Source organism: Pirellulales bacterium, assembly GCA_033762255.1.
Taxonomy (GTDB): Bacteria; Planctomycetota; Planctomycetia; order Pirellulales; family JALHPA01; genus JANRLT01.
On the sequence record JANRLT010000040.1, the window covers coordinates 1 to 20,001 of the forward strand.

At 56.2% G+C, this 20,001-nt stretch carries 14 protein-coding genes; 8 read left to right on the forward strand and 6 right to left on the reverse strand.

Annotation, left to right across the window (positions count from 1 at the left end):
• Positions 1 to 295: hypothetical protein (locus SFX18_11130; protein MDX1963698.1), on the forward strand; the 295-nt coding region annotated here is incomplete at its 5' end.
• Positions 296 to 337: 42 nt separating this feature from the next.
• Here the strand turns inward: SFX18_11130 and SFX18_11135 are convergent.
• Positions 338 to 1,924 (reverse strand): GNAT family N-acetyltransferase, encoded by a 1,587-nt coding sequence (locus SFX18_11135; protein MDX1963699.1) that lies wholly within the window; start codon positions 1,922 to 1,924, stop codon positions 338 to 340.
• A gap of 450 nt (positions 1,925 to 2,374) precedes the next feature.
• Between SFX18_11135 and SFX18_11140 the strand changes: the two genes are divergently transcribed.
• The 5 genes from SFX18_11140 to SFX18_11160 all read left to right on the forward strand — a co-directional run bounded on the left by SFX18_11140 (position 2,375) and on the right by SFX18_11160 (position 8,131).
• Positions 2,375 to 2,740 (forward strand): hypothetical protein, encoded by a 366-nt coding sequence (locus SFX18_11140; protein MDX1963700.1) that lies wholly within the window; start codon positions 2,375 to 2,377, stop codon positions 2,738 to 2,740.
• A 166-nt stretch (positions 2,741 to 2,906) separates the two neighbouring features.
• On the forward strand, positions 2,907 to 4,052 hold the full coding sequence (locus tag SFX18_11145) for an LptF/LptG family permease (protein MDX1963701.1): 1,146 nt from the start codon (positions 2,907 to 2,909) through the stop codon (positions 4,050 to 4,052).
• Positions 4,053 to 4,215: 163 nt separating this feature from the next.
• Entirely contained in the window at positions 4,216 to 4,482 is a 267-nt protein-coding gene (locus SFX18_11150; GenBank protein ID MDX1963702.1) for a hypothetical protein, read from the forward strand.
• 139 nt (positions 4,483 to 4,621) lie between these two features.
• Complete coding sequence (locus SFX18_11155) at positions 4,622 to 6,862, forward strand: biotin/lipoyl-binding protein (GenBank protein MDX1963703.1); 2,241 nt, start codon at positions 4,622 to 4,624, stop codon at positions 6,860 to 6,862.
• A gap of 240 nt (positions 6,863 to 7,102) precedes the next feature.
• Positions 7,103 to 8,131, forward strand: coding sequence for a DUF1559 domain-containing protein (locus SFX18_11160; protein MDX1963704.1), 1,029 nt, complete (start codon positions 7,103 to 7,105; stop codon positions 8,129 to 8,131).
• A gap of 345 nt (positions 8,132 to 8,476) precedes the next feature.
• On the opposite strand, the gene SFX18_11165 is transcribed toward SFX18_11160, so the two are convergent.
• The 3 genes from SFX18_11165 to SFX18_11175 form a co-directional block, all read right to left on the reverse strand.
• Positions 8,477 to 11,392, reverse strand: a complete 2,916-nt coding sequence (locus tag SFX18_11165; GenBank protein ID MDX1963705.1) for a c-type cytochrome — start codon at positions 11,390 to 11,392, stop codon at positions 8,477 to 8,479.
• A gap of 65 nt (positions 11,393 to 11,457) precedes the next feature.
• Positions 11,458 to 12,807 carry a Trx7/PDZ domain-containing (seleno)protein gene (locus tag SFX18_11170; protein MDX1963706.1) on the reverse strand — a complete coding sequence of 450 codons (1,350 nt, stop codon included), beginning with the start codon at positions 12,805 to 12,807 and terminating at the stop codon, positions 11,458 to 11,460.
• A gap of 56 nt (positions 12,808 to 12,863) precedes the next feature.
• Positions 12,864 to 13,058 (reverse strand): DUF433 domain-containing protein, encoded by a 195-nt coding sequence (locus SFX18_11175; GenBank protein MDX1963707.1) that lies wholly within the window; start codon positions 13,056 to 13,058, stop codon positions 12,864 to 12,866.
• A 532-nt stretch (positions 13,059 to 13,590) separates the two neighbouring features.
• Here SFX18_11175 and SFX18_11180 point away from each other — a divergent pair.
• The gene (locus SFX18_11180; GenBank protein MDX1963708.1) at positions 13,591 to 16,170 is read left to right on the forward strand and encodes a bifunctional YncE family protein/alkaline phosphatase family protein; all 2,580 of its coding nucleotides are present in this window, start codon (positions 13,591 to 13,593) and stop codon (positions 16,168 to 16,170) included.
• A gap of 15 nt (positions 16,171 to 16,185) precedes the next feature.
• Here SFX18_11180 and SFX18_11185 read toward each other — a convergent pair whose 3' ends face one another.
• Both SFX18_11185 and SFX18_11190 read right to left on the reverse strand, forming a co-directional pair.
• Positions 16,186 to 16,497 (reverse strand): hypothetical protein, encoded by a 312-nt coding sequence (locus tag SFX18_11185; GenBank protein ID MDX1963709.1) that lies wholly within the window; start codon positions 16,495 to 16,497, stop codon positions 16,186 to 16,188.
• A gap of 423 nt (positions 16,498 to 16,920) precedes the next feature.
• Complete coding sequence (locus SFX18_11190) at positions 16,921 to 19,302, reverse strand: BatA domain-containing protein (protein MDX1963710.1); 2,382 nt, start codon at positions 19,300 to 19,302, stop codon at positions 16,921 to 16,923.
• A gap of 146 nt (positions 19,303 to 19,448) precedes the next feature.
• Here SFX18_11190 and SFX18_11195 point away from each other — a divergent pair, with 146 nt between their 5' ends.
• Positions 19,449 to 19,790 carry a histidine triad nucleotide-binding protein gene (locus tag SFX18_11195; protein ID MDX1963711.1) on the forward strand — a complete coding sequence of 114 codons (342 nt, stop codon included), beginning with the start codon at positions 19,449 to 19,451 and terminating at the stop codon, positions 19,788 to 19,790.
• Positions 19,791 to 20,001 lie beyond the last annotated feature (211 nt).

Genomic DNA, 20,001 nt, shown 5'->3' on the forward strand with positions numbered 1-20,001 from the left:
CTATCCGGGGGACTATAACCTGGATGGGCAGGTGGATGGCGCGGACTACGTTGTGGTGGATAGCAACCTGGGGACCACCACGCCGGGACTATCGGGCGGTTGGACGCTGGGTGATGGCGACTTTGACGGGTTGATCACCCCTGCGGATTACCTGCCGATTGATAGCAACTTTGGCAGCGGTGTGGGGAACCCCCTGGGAGGCAACCCCGTCGTGAACGCCATCCCCGAACCGAGCGCCTGGGTCCTGGGAAGCCTGGCCGCCATTTGCTTTACCTGGGGTCGTCGTCGCAAATAAAATATTGAGTTTAAACAATAAATCTTGAGGAAATACTATTTTTTACGCACCCAGTTCATCCCAACTGGGTCGCCACCAGGGGACCGGCGGGAACAGCGTTTGGGCCAGTTGCAGGGCGGCGTTGGTCGTGGCCGATATGCGCCCTGCGGCGTGGGCCTCTCGCACACAGCCATGCCCCAATAACAAGCGGGTCAATTCCGCCGTTTTTAACTGTAGGTAAGCGCGGCCCAACTTGCCGGGGATCCATTGCACCGATTTACGATTCAGGACTAATTGGCCTTTTTGGCCTTCAAAGTGAAAGCCCAATTCACATGGTCCCTTGATCCCCGCGGCTTGCGCGCGGGAGAGGATTTCTGGGCCTAGGCGGGCGATCAAGGAGGCAAAATCCAGAATTTTTACCATGAGGGCTTCGCCGCCGTCCGCTTCGCTTTGATTAAATTGACCGCCGCTATCGGCGATATAACCGTGGACTTCGCAGCCAGGCGCGGCCTCCACGGCCAATTCTTGGCGGTCGTTTTCGATCATTTCACCGCACGCCCGCGCCAATAGTTGCTCGGCCGTGGTGGGATAGGCGGGATCGGTTACCAGTTCAACGACTCGCTGGCCCCGCATAATGGCGTAACCGGTTAGCGGGGCGCGGGTGTCCTCTAGATCCATCCGGTCCCGCCCATGAATGGCCACCAAAATATGATCAAAGGCCTTGCGGCTGATTAGCCAGCGCCAATCTTCCTCGCCGCGGACCACGGCACCGTATGCCTGGGGCAAGTTCTGGGCATAGATCCGCATCAGCGCGGGTAACTCCACATGCCGCCAATATCGAATTGACAAAGGGAACAGCCGTCCCGCCGGCAAGGCCGACAACCGGGCCAATACTTCCCGCGCCCGCCCATGGGAGACGGAATGCCGACCGCATACCGCCCAACCTTGGCGGGCAAAAAAATGGGGGATTTTGGTGCGAAGGACGCCCAGCGGGGTCTGTTCGGCGCGCATGCGGGATTCCGCCGCGCGGACCAGGGCCGTGGCAAATCCCCGATCCTGATAACTGGGAAACGTGGCCAGCCAATGGAGTTGTTTGACGGGCAACTCGCAAGCTCCAAACTGCAAAACGTAGTCCGTCACCAAGGTATGGGCGGCTAAGCGATCGCGGTGCTTAACCAGCAAGCGTTGCTGCGGGTCGTAGCCGGGACGCTCGCTCCAGGCGTGAAAGTCGTCCCGCGACGGGGCATGAAACACATTCAGCAGCAGTTGCTGAATATCGGGATGATCGCCGGAACGGGCCGGTTGGACAAGGACCGGTTCGCTGGGACGCCGGGGAGTTGGCGTGGAACGGGGAACCAAGCGAGTGCGGGTAATCCCCGCGGAAGCCGAAAGCGAGGGACGCCGATCCGTGGTGGGAGGCGTTTGGACGGCATCTTCCGGGAGGCGGGGGGTTGCCCGGAGGGGCAAGGGTTTTTCTAGTAGACCGCTGGTTAATTTCCGTTTTTCAGCCCCGATGGTGCTTTTTGCGGGGGAACGGTTTTTGTCGGCGACTGGCCGTAAAAGAGAATCGGCACGGGGGCTTGCGACGGGGGAAAGTGTTGTGGCCGAGGAGTTCGAATCCGAAAAATTCGAAAAATGGTGTTGCGCCATAGCGACATCCTTGTGGCAAGTAGAAAGCGTTCCATCAACACGATTTCCACAACTTAGGCGATGCTAGCGCAAATTTCAATAACTTTTCAAGCTCAACTTACAATTTTTCGAAAATTCGTAAGGTCAATCCCTGCCGGATGATAGGATTCTTAAATAATTTTCAGTCATTTCCAGACTGGATAGTCCAGTAGGCCTCAAAAATAATACGCTCCGGGTAAATATCCAACACTTTTTCCCCAAAATGCCGTGGTCTCGGGATAACCAGAGGACACCCCCTTCCCAATAATTACCAGACAATAGAAAAACTCCGTTTATCCTTATGATCCGTTTTAACCCGATTTTACCCCTCCCTTCCAATTATAAGGTATATATTCGATGAGTCGCAGTGGCCTGTTGATGGGCCCAGGGCCTTGATGACGCATTTGCAAATTGACTGGCAGACCCACCACTATGATCAGCCGCCCCTGGCTTGACGAGCAGGAAGCCCCGTTGACCGGCAAAAAATCCGGCACCACGGATCAAGCCCCCTCGTCTCCCCGTCGCCAGCGGGTCTATCTCTGGGCGGCTCCAATTCAGGGAGAGGAGCTTCCCCGCCGCGAAAGCTTTGTTTGTGTGAAGCCTGCGGCTATTTCGGGGCAACGGATCACGTTTGCCTGGGTGGGGGAATTTCCCTGGCAACGAACCATGCTGGCGATTGGCACCAAAAGTGAGGCGGCTTATTTGCTGGGGGAGGTATTATCCCAGAGATACGACACCCAAGGACGGTTATTGGTGGAATGCGGTTTGGTCGAACGTTACGAATCCAAAAAGCCCTGAGTCGCCCAGGCTCCCTAGGTTGCTTATTTTATTTCTTTCGCCTGATTTGCACGTCGAATGCCGCATGATCGTCAGTTCGATCTTGTGGTAATCACATCTGGCTGCTAGCATTCTTCCCGCATTGTTTTTGGAAGGGGCATTTTCGCGGATTGCGGGGTTGGCGGACATGTTAACAATTTTTGACCGATATTTGATCGGACAGTTTTTTTGGACGTGGCTGGTGTGCTTTATTAGCTTGACCGGGCTGTACGTCATGATCGACGCGTTTGGTAATTTGGATGATTTTTTAGCATATGCGCAACGGACCGAAACCAGTCCCCTAGCGGTGATGGGGGAATACTATCTCTTTCGGTCGTTGGCCTTTTTTGACCGGACCAGCGGGATTTTGGCGCTAGTGGCGGCCATGTTTACGTTGGCCGGTTTGCAGCGGCACCAGGAACTTACCGCGATTCTTGCGGCGGGCATCTCTCCCCGGCGGGCAATTTCCGGATTGATTTTGATGGGCGGGGGCTTGGCCATTGTGGCCGCCGCCGGACGCGAGGTCGTATTGCCGCAATATCGGGAAAAACTAACCCGCACGGCGCAAGACCTGGGGGGCAAAACACAGCGCAAGTTGGACCCGCGGCCCGATTATTGGAGCGGGATTATTTTGCGGGGGAGGGGATTATCGTTGGATTCCAAAGAGATCTTGGAGCCTAACTTTTCCCTTCCGCGGGCCGCCGCGGCGACCTGGGGCCGGACGCTCGTCGCCCGCACGGCTAGTTACGAGTCGGGGAACGCCGACCATCCCGCGGGCTATCGTTTAAAGGGTGTAACCCAGCCTGTGGCGATAGACAAAAAGCCGGGATGGCGGTTGTCCAGCGCCGAGCAAGTTCTTTGGACCGCGGCGGAAGCAAACTGGCTGGCGCACGATGAGGCGTTTGTGGCCAGCGAAGTCGCCTTTGAGCTATTGGTCGATCCACTCAGTTGGCGGCAGTATGCCTCGACCGCGGAGTTGGTCGCCGGATTGTATCGGCGGGGGATGGACTACGGAAACGATGTGCGCGTGGGGATTCACGCGCGGTTGCTGCAACCCGCACTGGATGTGCTGCTGTTGCTTTTGGGCCTGCCGCTCCTGCTGCGAGGGCAAAACCGTAACGTCTTTCTGGCCGTGGGCTGGTGCGTGGTGGTTGTGATCGGGTTTATGGTGGTGGTGCTGGGCTGCCAGTACCTGGGGAGCAGCTATTTGATCAGTCCGTCGTTGGGGGCGTGGCTACCTCTGCTGATTTTTGTGCCACTGACGTCGTATGCGGGTGAGGCGCTGTGGGAGTAATTTTTTGCGGATTTTACCGTTTTATAAGAGTAGAATAACTTGCGGGCGTGGGACGTATCGGATTTTCCCGAAATACTTATTCCCCGTGGCGGGGGTTAGCTGTGTCAAGGGGAAGATAAGCTTACTTCAACATGCTCGAGATCAAATACTCTGGTGACGCCCTGTGGGCGAGAATCGAGCGAGCTATCGGATTGTCAAGGATCGTTTGCATCGCGTAACCAATTCCCCCCATGCGGCTCAAATTCCTTATGCGATGATTGGCGACCATGCCGTGCAACACTGGGTGGCCCAGGTGGATGAGGCAGTGGTGCGTAACACGCGGGATGTGGACATAATCCTCAACCGTGCGGACTTGGCACGGGCAGCGGCGGAGTTGGCTCCGCATGGTCAATTATGTGGATTGTGTTTAGCGGGGCAGCGGCATATTTGACATAAAACATTTTTTCGGTCTATGTCAGAATATTTCCCCGAGTTAGCAACAGGGTCATTTCTTTCCCACCCTTGTTCTTTATAGAATAGTATTTGACTGCGTTTGTCCCTTTATTGCTAATTATTCAGCTTTTCCCCCCATGCCCACGCTCGCCGACAGTTTGTCTTCTAGCACCGCGCGGGCGTTGGCTGTAAAACGACGGCCAGACTTGGTGGTCAAGCAGTCCCGTTACCAGGGGAGCTTGTACTGGATTGTCAAGGATCCGCTGGGGCTGGCGTATTTTCGCTTTCAAGAGGAAGAATTTGCGATTTTGAACATGCTCGACGGGCGAACCAGCCTGGACGAGATGAAGCGCCGCTTCGAAAAACAGTTTGCCCCGCAAAAAATCACGCTGGACGAGCTGGGCCGTCTGATCGGCATGTTGCATCGCAGCCATTTAGTCATTGCCGATCTGCCGGGGCAGGGGCCACAACTGCTCAAACGGCACAAGGATCGCCAATGGCGCGAACTGTGGGGCAAATTCGCCAATATTCTGGCAATTCGGTTCAAAGGGATCGACCCCGAGAGGATCTTAACCGCGCTATTGCCCTGGTTTGGGTGGCTCTTTACCTGGTACGGGGCGGTCATTGTCCTGGGAACCGCGATATCCGCGCTTTTGTTGGTGCTTGTCCAGTTTGATCAATTTCAAAGTAAGCTACCGACCTTTCACGAATTTTTTGCCGCGCGCAACTGGTTTTGGCTGGGCTTGGCGCTGGCGGTGACCAAAATTTTTCACGAGTTTGGCCACGGTTTGTCCTGTAAAAAGTTTGGCGGCGAATGCCACGAAATGGGGGCCATGCTCTTGGTCTTTACCCCGTGCCTGTATTGCAATGTCTCGGACTCGTGGATGCTCCCTAGTAAATGGCAGCGGGCGATGATTGGCGCGGCGGGGATGTATGTGGAGCTATTTATCGCCGGGCTGGCCACGTTTGGCTGGTGGTTTAGCCAGCCGGGGTTGTTTAATTTTCTTTGCCTGAGCACGATGTTTGTCAGCTCCGTTAGTACCGTCATGTTTAACGCCAATCCCCTCATGCGATACGACGGTTACTACATTTTGTCGGATCTGGCGGAAATCCCCAATCTCCGCCAAAAAGCCACCACCATTCTGGGCCGCAAGCTGGGCGTGTGGTGCCTGGGATTAAAGGAACAGGACGACCCGTTTTTGCCCCAGCGTAATCAATGGTTTTTTGCCCTGTATAGCGTCGCCGCCACGGTTTATCTGTGGATTGTGTCCATTTCCATTCTGTTCTTTTTGTATCATGTATTTGAAGGGAACGGCCTGCGGGTGCTGGGCCAATTGCTGGCGTTGGCGTCGTTCGCCAGTTTGCTGGTCATGCCAATGTGGAATTTATACAAGTTCTTTTCCGCGCCGGGGAGGATGGAGCAAGTGAAGGCTAAAAATGTCACGATTACCGGATTCATCTTGGCTGGAGTGATCGGCGCGATTGTGCTGATTCCGCTGCCATACCGCGTGTTTAGCTCGGTGGAGGTCCATCCCAGCCGCGCCCATCCGGTGTATGTGGAGGTAAGCGGGGAAATCGTGGAGGTTTTTGTCAATGAAGGGGACCGCGTCACTCCGGGAACTAAATTGGCCCAACTCAAGAATGAAAAGCTGGAGTTGGATATCAATGAATTGGAGCAAAAAACCGAAGACCTGCGCAAGCGGTTCCAATCGCTCCTACGCGAAAGACACGATCCGCGCTCGAGCGCGGGAAATGAAATTGCCACCATTCGCAAGCAATTGGAGGTCGCCGAACAACAATTAGAATTAAAATTGCAAGACTTGGACCGTTTGATCCTGGTGGCGGATGTGGCGGGAACGATTATTTCTCCCCCCGCTCTCCCCGAACCCCCCGTTGACGAGGATGGCAAGCTTCCCGGCTGGTCGGGTACCCCCCTCCAAGCCAAAAATCGCGGGGCCGTCCTGGAAATGGCCACGCTCTTTTGCTTGATCGGCAACCCCCAAGAATTAGAAGCCATCATGGTGATCGACCAGACCGAGGTCGATTTTGTCCGTCCCGGCCAAGCCGTCGAGATCAAGCTGGACTCGCTGCCGCATGAAATGTTATCCAGCACGCTGGAAAGTATTTCCAGTTCTAGGGTTACGGCAATATCACGGGCCAATAGCGTCAAAACCGGGGGAGAAATCGAAACTCAGACCGACCAAAAAGGGATCGAACGGCCGATTAGCACTTCTTATGAAGCCAAAGCGCGGTTTGACGATTCCCGCAGCTTATTGTTGCCGGGGATGCGCGGCAGGGCCCGCATCCATGCCGACCCGCAAACCCTCGGGCAGCGGGCGTTGCGGTTGGTGCTGCAAACCCTCAACTTTAAGCTGTAAATCGTGCCATAAAATAATTGCCATATTTTGGATAGCTGTTTATCGCGCCAAGAGAAATTACCTCTTTCTGCCAATTCGAAAATTTTCACAAATTGTTCGTGCAATCTGGTGCGAAGAGAGGTATAAAGAAGTTCTTGTCTCAGGGGATCGTTTTGCCGGAAATAGACGGGGGTCGTCGTTTTCTGGCGGGTAGGATTTTGACCTGTAGGGGTCAATTTCCGCATTACGGGGAAAATTATCATGATTGAGCGTCGTCGCACGCGCCCTGCCGCGCATGGCTGTGCCGGTTCTGTCCGTGGTTTCACACTTGTGGAATTGCTCGTTGTTATCGCCATTATTGGCATTCTTGTCGCGTTGCTACTTCCCGCGATTCAAATGGCTCGCGAGGCAGGTCTACGCAACTCTTGCCGCAATAACTTACGGCAATTTGGCGTCGCCGCCCAAAACCATATCAGCGCCGCAAAGGTGTTTCCCACCGGCGGCTGGGGCTGGGGTTGGGCCGGTGATCCGGATTTGGGCGTGGGTAAAAACCAACCCAGCGGCTGGATGTTTTGCATTTTGCCCTATATCGAAGAAAAAGACGTGTACGACATGGGGAAAGGTCCCCCTAACAGCAAGCAAAAGCTGGCGGGTATTTCCCGGGCAATTGAAACCGTCGTCCCCAGTTACTTTTGTCCGTCACGGCGGCGGCCTGAGTCGATCCCGTTTACCCACGGGACGAACTACGCTAACGCCCAACCACGGCCCAAGTATGTCGTGCGCAATGATTACGTGGCCTGCTCGGGAAGCGATCGGGATGGGGCACAACCATATGGACCATCAAGCTATGGTGATGCGGTAAGTTTTGAGAAAAATGGTGGTTGGAATAACTTTTCCAGAAGTGGTATTACTTTGTGTCGTGGTAGCGTACTGGTCAAGCATGTTACCGATGGCCTGAGCAAGACGCTGCTCTACGGTGAAAAATCGCTAAACCTGAAGTTCTTGGAAGCCATTAGCGGTACGGACCAGGACAACGACCAGGGTTGGAACCTGGGTTATGACTGGGATGTGGTTCGTTGGACAGCGGGAACACCGATTCCCGACCGGTTTATCGAAGGGAGTTGGGGGTCCAATAGTAATTTGTTCGGGTCGGGACATCCCGCCGGATTGCAAATTGTGATGGCGGATGCCTCGGTCCATACGATATCGTTCGAAATTAACCGAGTCACTTTCCAGCGTCTGGGACATAAGAGTGACGGAAATATCATCGACCCCAATTGGAACAAGTAAGTTCCGGGATCGCTTGATTGCGGCTAATAAACGGCGGAGAGCGCAGCTCTCCGCCTTTTTTTATTTGCGCAGGGTGACGTATCGTATAACTCACCATCCGGTAGCGGAAATTTGCCAGAATTCCGACTAGCGTGCGGTGGAACTTTTGCTTGTTCTGCTATACAGCGCTCCAATGCTCTATACAAGTCCCGCCCGGCGGTCGGGACCTACGTGCGAAACGCAAACCACACTCTCCATTCTTCTACCTTCCAAACCCCACTCCCCAAAACAAGTTCCGCTACCGCAGAGGGAATTCTTGCGAGTTCCGCTACAATTTTCTGCACTCCTCCAAACTCCACTCCTCCATCACTCCACTCCCCCCCTGCCAAACAAATACTCCACCACATCGGCCAAGTCCTGCGGCGTGAGGAGTGTTTCCAGGTTCTCCGGCATGGGGGATTTGCCCGTGGAAGTCACGCTCTCTAGGTCCTGCCGCAGCAGCGTGTCGGTCTGGCCATCCGCCCGGCGGAGCGTGATGCTGGTGGCGGTATCGGTGGAGAGTAGCCCCGTCAGCGTTCGGCCATCCTTGGTTTCGACCACATAGTTAAAGTAGTTGCCGTCGATCGCGGCGTTGGGGTCCAAGATATCCTGGATGAGCGCGGCCCGCGTTTTGGTGCGGGTGTCGGAGATGTCCGGCCCCACCGCCACGCCCACTTCGCCCACGCGGTGGCACGACGCGCACCCCACGCGGATAAACGCGGCCCGCCCCCGGCCATAATCGCCCGCCAGTTCCAGGGCCGCTTGATAGCGGGCGACCACCTCGCGCCGTTCGGGCGTGGCCACGGCGGCAAAGATTTTACTGGCCCGCTCCCGCACGTCGGAACGCTTGTGCCCAGTCAGTTGGGCACGGCGGAGCGGTTCTATCGTGGAGGGTTCGATTTTGCCCGCTTCCAACGCGGACACAAGTTCTAGGACGCGATGCGGCGTGGCCAAGAGCGCCTCTTGCGTGGCCCGCCGCGCGGCAGGGGAAAGCGCAGGCCAGGCCGAAACCAGCATCCCGGCGACTTCGTCACTGGCGTGGGCGGAAAGGGCCTGAATCGCCGCCAGACGCGCTTTTTCCGGTTGGTCGGTGGTGAGTAAGGGGGTTAACACCGACTGGGCGACCGCCCAATCGACTTGGGAAAGTGTGGCAATGGCCGCCAGCCGCTGGGGCGTTTCCTCCCGACCTTCGCGAGCCAGCCGCAGCGTGTTGGCCATCAGCGCATCCAGCCGTTCGATGTATTTGGCCCCTTCGGGCTGAATGGCCTCGACCAGCGTTTGCCAGTTTCCCCGTCGCCGGGCGACGCCATCCCCCAGGCCGGCCCGCACGGCCAGTTGATACTCGAGCGCGTGCGGCCCCTGCATGGCGAACATGGCTTCCAGGACGGTCAGAATGTCGGCCTTATCGCGGCGACTGCCGACCAGACCGGCCAGTTCGCGGACGAGAAGGAGACGCTCGGGGGAGATTTGTTGGCAAAGTTGCAAGGGGGGTATAGTGCCGTCATCCCTATCACCCCAAGTTAATACATCGGAATACTCCTCAAATAAAATTGCAAGCAGCTTTCCAGCGCGTTCGGGAACGGCTGTTTGTACGGCAAGTCTTGTCCAAGGATCGTTTGCATCGCTCAAGGCAATCGCTGCTAGTGCCTCAAGGACGCTATTGTCATTGAAAGCACCCAACGCAAGAGCAGCCTGAAAACGTACACTGGCATCTTCGTCGTACGCGTATGAACGTAGATCACGTGTGACGGATAATTCCTTGGAAATTAAGCTTGCAAAGAATTTGATACTCTGTGCTCGAACTTGCGGATGATAAAACCCCTTATTGCGTGAGATAAGTTTAGGCTCATACTGTCCATTCTGCAGTAGCCTGTAATTCTCACGTACCTCTTTCGCGGCCAGCACGTCCGCATCTTGTGTAGCTTGCTCCTCCTTGTGTTCCGTTACTTCAGGTCTTAACCCATCCCGCGGCCGAACCCGCCAAATTCGCCCCCGGTCCTTACCGGCATGAATGCTCGGATCGTTTTTCTTATCCTCCGGCAGCCATTCGGGATGTTCGATCACCTGATGGTAAAAATCGACGATGTAGAGCGCGCGGTCGGGACCGGTGGTGATAAACACGGGCCGAAACCACGGATCGCGCGACGCCAGCCACTCTTGGTTGGGGTAAGCGGGGCGTCCGGTAAAACCCGCCCCCTGGGGCGTGAGGACTTCTTGCCGGACCAGATTTCCCGTTGGGTCGCAGATCAGCAGGCTCTCGCGATAGATTTTTGGGAGGAGCGTCCCGCAATACGCATGAATACCGCACGCGGCGGAGAACGTCCCCGCGTGCTCGGGCATGGTTGCGCCGTTACGGGTCAGGGGATAGATTTTGGCCGCGCCGCCGGGGCCTTGGTCATCCTCCGGTTGCAGCGGCGGAACCATATGCGGGTTGCGGCGGATGTATTTTTCGGGGAGGGGGTTGTAAATCCAGTGGTTGCGGTTGGTGCAGGTAAATCGCCGCCCAAACTGGTCAAACGTGGCCCCAAACTGGCCCATGCCGCTGACCGCCTCCCCCTGCATCGTAATGGGATCAAAGCAGAAATCGCGGTTGCTGATATTGATGACGGGGGCGTTTTTGGCGGCGTCCCCCTCTAGGCCATGCACTTGGCGAATTTTGCCGCCGCTTTGGCCATTCGCCACATAAACTTTGCCATCCAGGCCCAGCAGCGGCGAACTGACGCGCAGTTGGGGATTCCCCTCATTGAACCCCTCAAAGAGGATTTCCCGTTTATCAGCCTCGCCGTCGCTATTGGTATCGTCCAGATACAGTATGTGCGGCGCGCAGGTGACAATAAACCCACCATCATAATGCAAAATTCCATTTGCAAAGAGCAGCTTGTCGGCAAATGGCTGTGGCCGGGCACGATAACGGCCATCCTTGTCCGGCTCCAACACGCGAATTCGCCCCTCCGGCGGCTGCCGCGGGGCGGGGCCATTGGGATAATCCAGCATCTCGACGACGTACATCCGCCGCTGATCATCAAAGGCAATCGCCACGGGACTTTGCACGTCCGGCTCGCTGGCGACCAGCTCGATAACTAAATTTGGATCGGCCAACACAAACTGGGCGTGCGATTGTTCCGGCGTTAGTGGCCCTGCGGCCCAGAGCGGCGAACACGTTGTCAAAAATAGGCCCAGGCAGATGCAGAATTGCTTCCAGTTCAATCTGGTCGCGGTATTTCGATTATTGGCTAGCATCATGTCACCATCGACAAAGAAATATTTTTCAGTGATTGGATAGCCGTTTACGACACAGCAACCGTGGGCTAGCGCCGGTCGGCTGATTTCGTCACAGGTAATTCCAGCTTGATTTCCCGCCCCTCACGCAGAATCGTGACCGGCACGTTCGTCCCGGGACGCAGGTCGCCCAGGGCATGGACCAGCAAGTCAGTCTCGCGCGGCAGATCGGTGCGACCGGCAAAGGAAATGATCATGTCCCCCTTTTTAAATCCAGCTTGCTTGGCCACATCGTGCGGCTCGTATTCCCCGACATGCTTGACCAGCAGGGCCATCCGTTCATCTGGTAAATCCGCTGGTCGGTCGGTCGCCGCTTCCAGCAACATCCCCCCCGTGGCGACCCTGCGCAGTTCCCACGTGCTGACCCGCCACGAGCGGTCGTCCCCCCTGCGCCAGCCCGGAGGCAGCAACATTTCCTGGGTAATTGTATCTTGCCCACGTTTGTATTCGATGACCAGGGTTCCACCTTTTGCGGGTATTTGCTGCAGCACCCATTGCACATCGGCGATCGAGAGGATGGGTTGTCCGTTCACGCTATTGATACGATCTCCCGCTTGAAAATGTCCCTCGCCGAGCGGTTTGTCTTTTAGCACCTGTTTGACTGTAGCGCGTTCTTGGGGATCCAAGACCAATCCCAGCGACGTGGGGTGGGGATATGGAAAGAGCACTTCATCCGGAATAGGTTTCCCTTGCCGCAAATATCTCGCTTGCAGTGCATCGCCAATTTGATGACAGTGGATACAGGTCTGCACGACATTGCCTGCGTAGTCTGGTCGGCTGGTGTATTTCTCTAACCCGGGGATTTTCTCGGGCGTGGCAAAGTCCGGGGCTGAACCCCGTTTGCCAGCCAGTGCTTTACGATTGGCGGGATAATCCTGGTGCAGTTCCAGGGCACCGCTTAGGGCTTTGGCCAAACCTGCTATCGAGACATCGCCAATCCACTCGGTCCGGTGCGAGCGCGTGCCAAAGCGGCCATAGATCGTCCCGTCGGCATTGAGTAAAAAAACGGCAAACGATTGATCATAATCGTACTGAAAGAGACTTAAATCCAAGCCATTGGTAAAGACCACGCGGGCGCGCACAAATTGCTCAAGCAGTGGTCGCAACTGGGGATCGGTATCGACCAAGTGATCATCCAGTTTGACGCATTCCTCGCAGGGAATGCAGCGCAGGACGACAACTAACGGCTTATTCTCGGCTTTGGCTTGGGCAAAGGCCCGGGGGAGATCGTTATAAATCCAAAAGCCGTCCGCTTCGACATTTTCCTTGTCCGCCAAAACCTTTTGCTGTCGGGTCTGGGCGACGGCGGGTAAGGCAAAAAGCAACAGCAAACCCCAGCACAAGATCGTACCTAGCGCGCGGGACATGGGACGGTGCATGATTTTTGTCCTCTAAAACCAAGTTATCAACCTTTGATGAGAGTTTTTCATTCCAGTTAAACAGCGGCAAATTCCAAGGCTTGGCGAATATCCTCGGCTTCCAGTTCGGGGTATTCCGCATGCAATTCCGCACGATCGACATACAGGGCTAACACTTCTAGCACCCTCCGGACCGTAAGTCGCATGCCATGGATGCAGGGTTGGCCATTCATAACAGCCGGATCCGACGTAATTCGATCAAATTGATTCATGCTTCGTGCGCAACTCAATGTCTAGCGCGGATGCGGCTAGGGGTTAAATGTTTAGTAAAAAACAATTGAATCGGGCCTTTGGCCCTACCAATATCAGTTATAAACTGTTACCTAGGGCGACGCTGCGCTTGCCCTAGGCTGGGATAGGTTGGGCCTTTGGCCCACAAGGAAAAATTTGCAACTCATGTAATAATGCCTGACCTCATTATCAAAAATTCATTTGCACCGCCACCGAACTTCCACTATAACGCGTCCCAAGGGACGCCTGCCACTATTTTTTTGGCCGTTGCCATTTTTTGCCAAGCGTGCGTTCATAGCCAGGCGTACCTGTTTTAGCTCGCGATCCTGTTCATGTTTCAGGCTGATAATTAACAACGATTTTTTTGTGGACTGTTAGGATGAAGCGGGCCTTTGGCCCTGCCACTTTTACTTCACTTTACCTAGGGCGACGCTGCGCTTGCCCTAGGCTGGGATAGGTTGGGCCTTCGGCCCACAAGCTACGCCCAGTATCACACTTCTTTCGATTTAAACCATGCTGCGTTACTTGATTCTTTGCGCCACCCTGGGACAGAGTTTGCTCTGTTTACACGCCCAAGATTCCCTACCGGTTGGACCGACCGGCGGCGGGCATCTGGTTCCCACGGGTCAACTCATTCGTCCCGCGGGGAAAACCGTGGCTTATCCCGGGCGGCCGGTCGATTTGGCCCTGGCGCCGGACGGTAGCTTTCTGGTTGCCAAGGACCATCGGGGCCTGGTGTTTGTCGATCCGGCCCCCTGGGAAATCCAGCGCGAATTGCCTTTTCCCGGCGGTGGCGGGGCCTCCCTGCATGGTTTGGCCATCAGCCCCGATAATAAAACCGTCTACGCGACCAACTCTGGCAATAAAGTGCAGATCGCCCGCCAGGATGACGCTGGCAAATGGGCCTATGACCCCGGGATTACCCTTCCCGCGGCCAAGGTCGGCGGCCCCCCCTATCCCACGGGAATAACTCTCTTTGCCGATGGCGCCCGCGCGCTGGTCTGTCTCTCGCGCAGCAATAGTGTCGGCGTCCTGGATCTGACCGCGGGGAAATTGATCTCCGAAATTCCCGTGGGTGTTGCCCCGTACGCGGTGGTGATCACTCCCGACCAAAAAACAGCTTATGTCAGCAATTGGGGGGGACGAATGGCCAAGGCGGGGGACCTGACCGCGCTCTCCGCGGGGACGCCCACGGTGATTGATGAGCGGGGCATTGCCAAGACGGGGACCGTGGGGAAGCTGGACTTGGGCAAGAATGAAATGGTGGCGGAATACGCCGTCGGGCTGCATCCCGCGGGATTGGCACTTTCCGCCGATGGGGGGACGCTTTATGTGGCGAATGCCAATTCCGACACGGTCTCAATGATTCCGACAGCCGCGCCGGAAAAAATTCAAACGGTGATCGTCCGTCCCGATCCAAATTTACCATTTGGCAGCTTGACCAATGCGCTCTGTTTATCGCCGGATGGCAAGACCTTGTTTGCGGCCAACGGCGGCAATAACGCGGTGGCGGTGCTGGATTTGACAAAAGACCAAGAGCCTAAAATTACCGGCTTTATCCCCACGGGTTGGTTTCCGGGAGGAGTGATCACTAACGGGCGGGAACTTTTTATTGCCAATGTCAAAGGAGAAGGGAGCCGCACCGCGCAACCCAACCGAACAGGTTTCAACTCGCACCAGCACCGGGGTTCGCTCACCCAGGTCACGATCCCCACGGCGGAAGAATTGGCCGCTTATACTAAGCAAGTTTTAGCCGACAGCCGCGTGCCGCAGGTTTTGGCCCAGGCGGAAAAGGCCCAGGCCGATGTCCCGCCGGTCCCCCTTCCCGCCCGTGCGGGGGAACCAAGCCACTTTGAGCATGTGGTTTATATCATCAAGGAAAATCGGACTTACGATCAGGTCTTTGGCAAGCTGAAACAAGGCAACGGCATGCCCGAGCTTTGCATTTATGGCCCGGATGTCACGCCCAATCATCATGCGTTGGCCGAGGAGTTTGTGCTGCTTGACAATTTTTACTGCAATGGCGTCCTCTCGGCGGATGGGCACAGTTGGGCGACAGAGGGGATCGTCACGGATCACCTGGAAAAGGCGTTTGGAGGGTTCAATCGCAGTTACACGTTTGGGGATGACCCGCTGACGTATTCCAGCGCGGGTTTTTTGTGGGATAACGCGCTCTTGCATGGCAAGACGTTTCGCAATTATGGCGAACTGGTTTATACCGAGGCGCAACCGGGGGGCTTTAAGCAAATTTGGGAGGATTTTGACAGCGGGGCCAACACGCTGAAGATCACTAATAAATGCGGGATCGAAAATCTAGTGAAATACACCGCGCCGGATTATCCCGGTTGGAACATGAACATTCCCGATGTGCTGCGGGCAGAGCGGTTTTTGACCGAGTTTCGCGCGGCGGAAAAATCGGGCGAGTGGCACAACCTGGTAATCATGCACTTGCCACAGGACCATGCGTCGGGATTAACGCCCGGCATGCCGACCCCGCAAGCGCATGTGGCGGATAACGACTTGGCCTTGGGCCGCATTGTGGAAGCGATCAGCAATAGCAAGTTCTGGCCCAAGACTTGCATTTTTGTCATCGAGGATGATCCCCAAGATGGTTGGGACCATGTGGATGGGCATCGTTCGATATGCCTGGTGATAAGCCCTTATACCAAGCGGAAGGCGGTGGTCAGCAACTTTTATAATCAATCTTCGGTCGTGCATACGATTGAGCGGATCTTGGGCCTGCCGCACCTGAATCAACTGGATGGCCTGGCGCCGCTGATGCGGGAATGCTTTACCGAACAGGCGGATGTGACGCCGTTCACTGCCCGCCCGGCACAGATCAAGTTGAATCAGCTAACGCTGCAAAAGAATCAATTGCCCGCGAAGCTGCGGGAACTGGCCGAGCTGAGCGAGCGGCAAGATTTGACGTTGCCGGACCGCATTGACGATGACGCCATGAACCGGATTTTATGGCACGCGGTCAAAGGGGAAGATATCCCCTATCCGGCCGCTTGGGCTGGCGCGCATGGGCGGGGCCTGGCGGGGCTAAAGCTGCAATTATCACCGACCGCCGGGGAAGAGGATGATGATTAAGGGGAAAGGGGTGTATTAGTGTTGTTTTAGCGGGACATTGCGGGTCGCTCCATGACTCAGACGATGGGCCGCTTCGGCGTGGACTTGATCCTCGGACCAGTCGGGATGTTCATGCCGGATAGCGGCCCGCACCAGATTCCGCGCGGATCTCCACATGCCAAAACCCAGGGCCAGCCGTTCGGCGGGAGTTTTTTCCTTTAGGATTTGCACTTGCAGCGGGTGCAATTGTTGGATGACGGGTTTTCTGCCGGGAATGGGAGGCATGGTGGATTTTGTAATGAGTTGTAATAACGTGGTCGTGGCACGGACTTTAGTCCGTAGGTACATGAGCGATTTTTGAGTTACGGGCTGAAGCTGGCTTGCATGTAGCACGGACTTTAGTCCGTAGCATAATATATCCATTCCAGTGAATTGTAGCGGGATTTTTACCCGGGTTTGCAAATAGCTTACAAAACTCCGTTGGAGTTTAGATTCACTGATTTCTATATATCCCAGGGTAGTCGCTGCGCTCCAACCACTGGGCTACGTTCCAGAACCACTTCGCGGTAAGCCTTTACCGCAACGCGGTTGCGTGACTCAGCCCAGGGTTGCCGCGCAGCGGTTACCCTGGGAATAATACAATCCAAAAAATTCAACCGCAAAGCGGTTGCGTAATGCGGTTATTACCCATCAATTCTTCGTGCCTTTGCGAAACGCTAGCTGCGCTATATTTTGCTAGAAAGGGTATATCCAGCTGAAACCCGAACTACACTAACCCTTACTCCGTGGCCAGTTTTCGCCGCTGAGGTCGCTTCCCAGCGCGCTGCTGTTGGCTGGTGGGGGAGGGGATTGCGTGGACGAAACCGGCTGGGGGCCGGTGCCCGTATTGCCGGCAACGCTGGCTGGGGAGGATTTTTCGCCCGTCGTGGTGGTTGCCGCCGATTCCCCCCTGCTATTGAATCCCGCCAAGGCCTCCTTGGTCGGATTGGCATCGCTCACACGGCGATAAAATTTATTGGACAGGTAATATTCCAGGCCTAGCACAAGGGCAACCAGCAGGATCAAATAGGGGTATAGCTCCACGCCGCTGCGGCTGGTGCTGACGGTCCGGTCGATTTCCTCGCGGGTGCGGGCCAGTTTGAACCGTTTCTCACCGAGAAATTCCGTTAGCTCCGTGGGTGTAACACGCCGCAGGTTAAACAGCGCGGCGGGGGTGTTGACGCTCAGCCCCCGTTGAATGCCATCCCGTTTGCCTCCGGCGCGCAGTTGATAATTGCCGACCTGCTCGGTGGCGCTGGTGCGCAGCAGGCCGGTTTGCTGATCCACGGTCTGGCCTAGGGTGTCCCCCACGGGATTGGTCAGCGTAAACGAGAGCGCCCGCTGGGCTTCGGGGATTTGCAGGATCGCCTCTTCGCCGGCAAAAAAGTTGAACCGTTCGCTTTGGTTCCCCAGCAGGTACAACGTCATTTCGTTGGATAATATCACAAACGGCCACGGGTCAAAGCCGGTGGCCAGGGTGTTCCAGGCGTTGGGGTCGTTGGCGCTTTCAGAAATCGGCGTGGTCATCACAAAAATGCGTCCCTGGCCCAGCGGTTTTTCCAAGAGCGCGGGGAGGCGATTACTAAACGGAATCACCACCGTGGCCCCCGGGTCGAGGGGTCCAAGTTGCCAAAAGCGGCGCACGGGAAAATCGATCCAGGGATTGTTGGTTTCGCTGGCTTGAAACGGCCGCAAAATGGGATGCTGCAAATCGGTCGGTGCCAAGAAAACCGAGCGATCCCCCGCGCGCCATTGTTGGACCAAGTCCGCGGGAAGCAATTCGCGCAGGGCACCGGAGTTAAATTGTTCCAGCGCGGCGTTATGTCCCAGCCAGATTCCCAGCCCCCCCCCGGTTTGCACATAATCTCGCAGTTTTTCGGCGATGACGGGGTTGAGTGGTTCCGGGTCCAACAGGCAGACCGCGTCGTACTGTTTAAAGTCCGCGCGGGAGAGTTGATCCTGTCGCAAGAGCACCGTTTCAAAGCGTGACAGCCCCGCGCGGCGGAGCGGTTCGGGATCGAGGGCCATGCGCAGATAAAAGGCGTACCCCTCGGCCAAGTTTTCGCTACGATCCGGCGCGACGATCAGTATGCGCCGCGCGCTGCGGACCTCCACGGTAAAGTAGCGTTGATTATTCGAGGGGAGGGCGTCCTCGCCCAAAGCTTGCAGCACCCCCTGATGCGTACCGGCGGGCAATTGCGTCACTCGAAAGGTCAGCGGCTCTCCCTCGTCGGATTTGAGTTTCTTAGTCAGTTCGCCGCGCTTTTGCGGCTTGCCATTGTCATCGATCAGGTACAGCACAAATTCTTGTTCCTGGTCGGCTCCCGTTCGGTTTGCCAGGCATTCCACAACCAACGTTCCCTGCGGAGGTAAAATTTGCTGGTTGAGCCGCACATCCCCCAGGCTGGTGTCCCGCGGCTCGGTAACGCCGACATCGATAATATACAGGTCCACCGCGTTAAATTCCTGCCGCAAGGCCGCAAAGCGGGCGGTCAGCGAATCAGGCCAGGCGGCGCGCGATAAATCCGTGAAGAGATAAACTTCCTTACGATCTTGGGCTTCTTGTTCGGTGACCAGCCGAAACGCCGTCGCGAGTTGCTCTACCAGGGGAAGGGAAATCGCCTGGGGCTTCAGCACGCCCACGCGCTGCTTGGCGGCGAGCATGTCCGGGGCAAAATCTCCGCCAGGGGTGCGTGTGTCCAGCACCGCCACGCCGCTTTCACGGGGAAGTTGCGTCAGAAGCCATTCGCCAATTTCCTGGGCCGCCTGCAAACGTGTTTGATTATCCTGGCGGTACTCCATTCGGGCGGAGGTGTCAAACACCAGCGCCGCCGCCACGGGAGCGTCTTGTTCCCCCAAAAATCCCGCGCTTTGTAAGCTGGGTCGGGCCAAGGCGACGGCCAAGAGCAGAATCGCCAGACAACGGGCAATTAACAGGAGCAAATGCCGTAGATTCAGGGTGCGGCGGTTGGCCAGCTCCCGCAGTTTGACAAATCGCAAGGCCGGAAACACCACCAACCGCGGCTGCTTGCGCATGATAAGGTGGAGAATGATCGGCGCGGCGACCAGGCCCACGCCCGCTAACAGCCACGGTGTCAAAAATGTCAAACCCATGCGGAGCGGCTGTTAAGAATGTCCCTTACCGCCGCGGCTTGTCTGTGTTCCAAACTGTTCCAGTTCCCAGACTATTCAAGCTGGCGGGCTACCTTCATAATAGAGGTTGATCGCCCTGTTGCCAAACGGACAAATTGGATATCGCCATGCCGCAAACGCTCTTTGAACGCATTATCGCCCGCGAGATTCCCGCCGACATTGTGTACGAGGATGAACTTTGCCTCGCTTTTCGGGATATTCACCCCCAAGCGCCGACGCATATCCTGGTCATTCCCAAAGAACCGATTCCCGCCGTCGATCAACTACAACCCGGACATGCGGCCCTCTTGGGACATTTGTGGCTAGTGATTCGCCAACTGGCCCAGTCCGCCGGACTAGAAAATGGTTACCGCGTGGTCGTGAACAACGGTCCCGACGGCGGGCAAACCGTCAACCACCTGCATTTCCACCTGCTGGGTGGCCGAGCTTTGAGCTGGCCACCGGGATAGGGGGTGGATCGTAGTGCGGACTTAAGTCCGTAACTCCAGGGATGTAGTGTGGACTTAAGTCCGCAAATCAATGGACGGGCGAAAAAATTGCCACTTCCTAAAGCGGATTGATCGGGCCGTTGGCCCTTTCCTTGTATGTTGCTTTTGACCTAGGGCGGCGCTGCGCTTGCCCTAGGCTGGGATAGGTTGGGCCTTTGGCCCACAAAATGCC

Excerpts from the sequence above, each read along its gene's own strand:
- SFX18_11155 (MDX1963703.1), top strand. The coding sequence starts at position 4,622 with ATGCCCACGCTCGCCGACAGTTTGTCTTCTAGCACCGCGCGGGCGTTG.
- SFX18_11165 (MDX1963705.1), bottom strand. The coding sequence starts at position 11,392 with ATGATGCTAGCCAATAATCGAAATACCGCGACCAGATTGAACTGGAAG.
- SFX18_11175 (MDX1963707.1), bottom strand. The coding sequence starts at position 13,058 with ATGAATCAATTTGATCGAATTACGTCGGATCCGGCTGTTATGAATGGC.
- SFX18_11135 (MDX1963699.1), bottom strand. The coding sequence starts at position 1,924 with ATGGCGCAACACCATTTTTCGAATTTTTCGGATTCGAACTCCTCGGCC.
- SFX18_11160 (MDX1963704.1), top strand. The coding sequence starts at position 7,103 with ATGATTGAGCGTCGTCGCACGCGCCCTGCCGCGCATGGCTGTGCCGGT.
- SFX18_11190 (MDX1963710.1), bottom strand. The coding sequence starts at position 19,302 with ATGGGTTTGACATTTTTGACACCGTGGCTGTTAGCGGGCGTGGGCCTG.
- SFX18_11145 (MDX1963701.1), top strand. The coding sequence starts at position 2,907 with ATGTTAACAATTTTTGACCGATATTTGATCGGACAGTTTTTTTGGACG.
- SFX18_11180 (MDX1963708.1), top strand. The coding sequence starts at position 13,591 with ATGCTGCGTTACTTGATTCTTTGCGCCACCCTGGGACAGAGTTTGCTC.
- SFX18_11185 (MDX1963709.1), bottom strand. The coding sequence starts at position 16,497 with ATGTACCTACGGACTAAAGTCCGTGCCACGACCACGTTATTACAACTC.
- SFX18_11170 (MDX1963706.1), bottom strand. The coding sequence starts at position 12,807 with ATGCACCGTCCCATGTCCCGCGCGCTAGGTACGATCTTGTGCTGGGGT.
- SFX18_11140 (MDX1963700.1), top strand. The coding sequence starts at position 2,375 with ATGATCAGCCGCCCCTGGCTTGACGAGCAGGAAGCCCCGTTGACCGGC.
- SFX18_11195 (MDX1963711.1), top strand. The coding sequence starts at position 19,449 with ATGCCGCAAACGCTCTTTGAACGCATTATCGCCCGCGAGATTCCCGCC.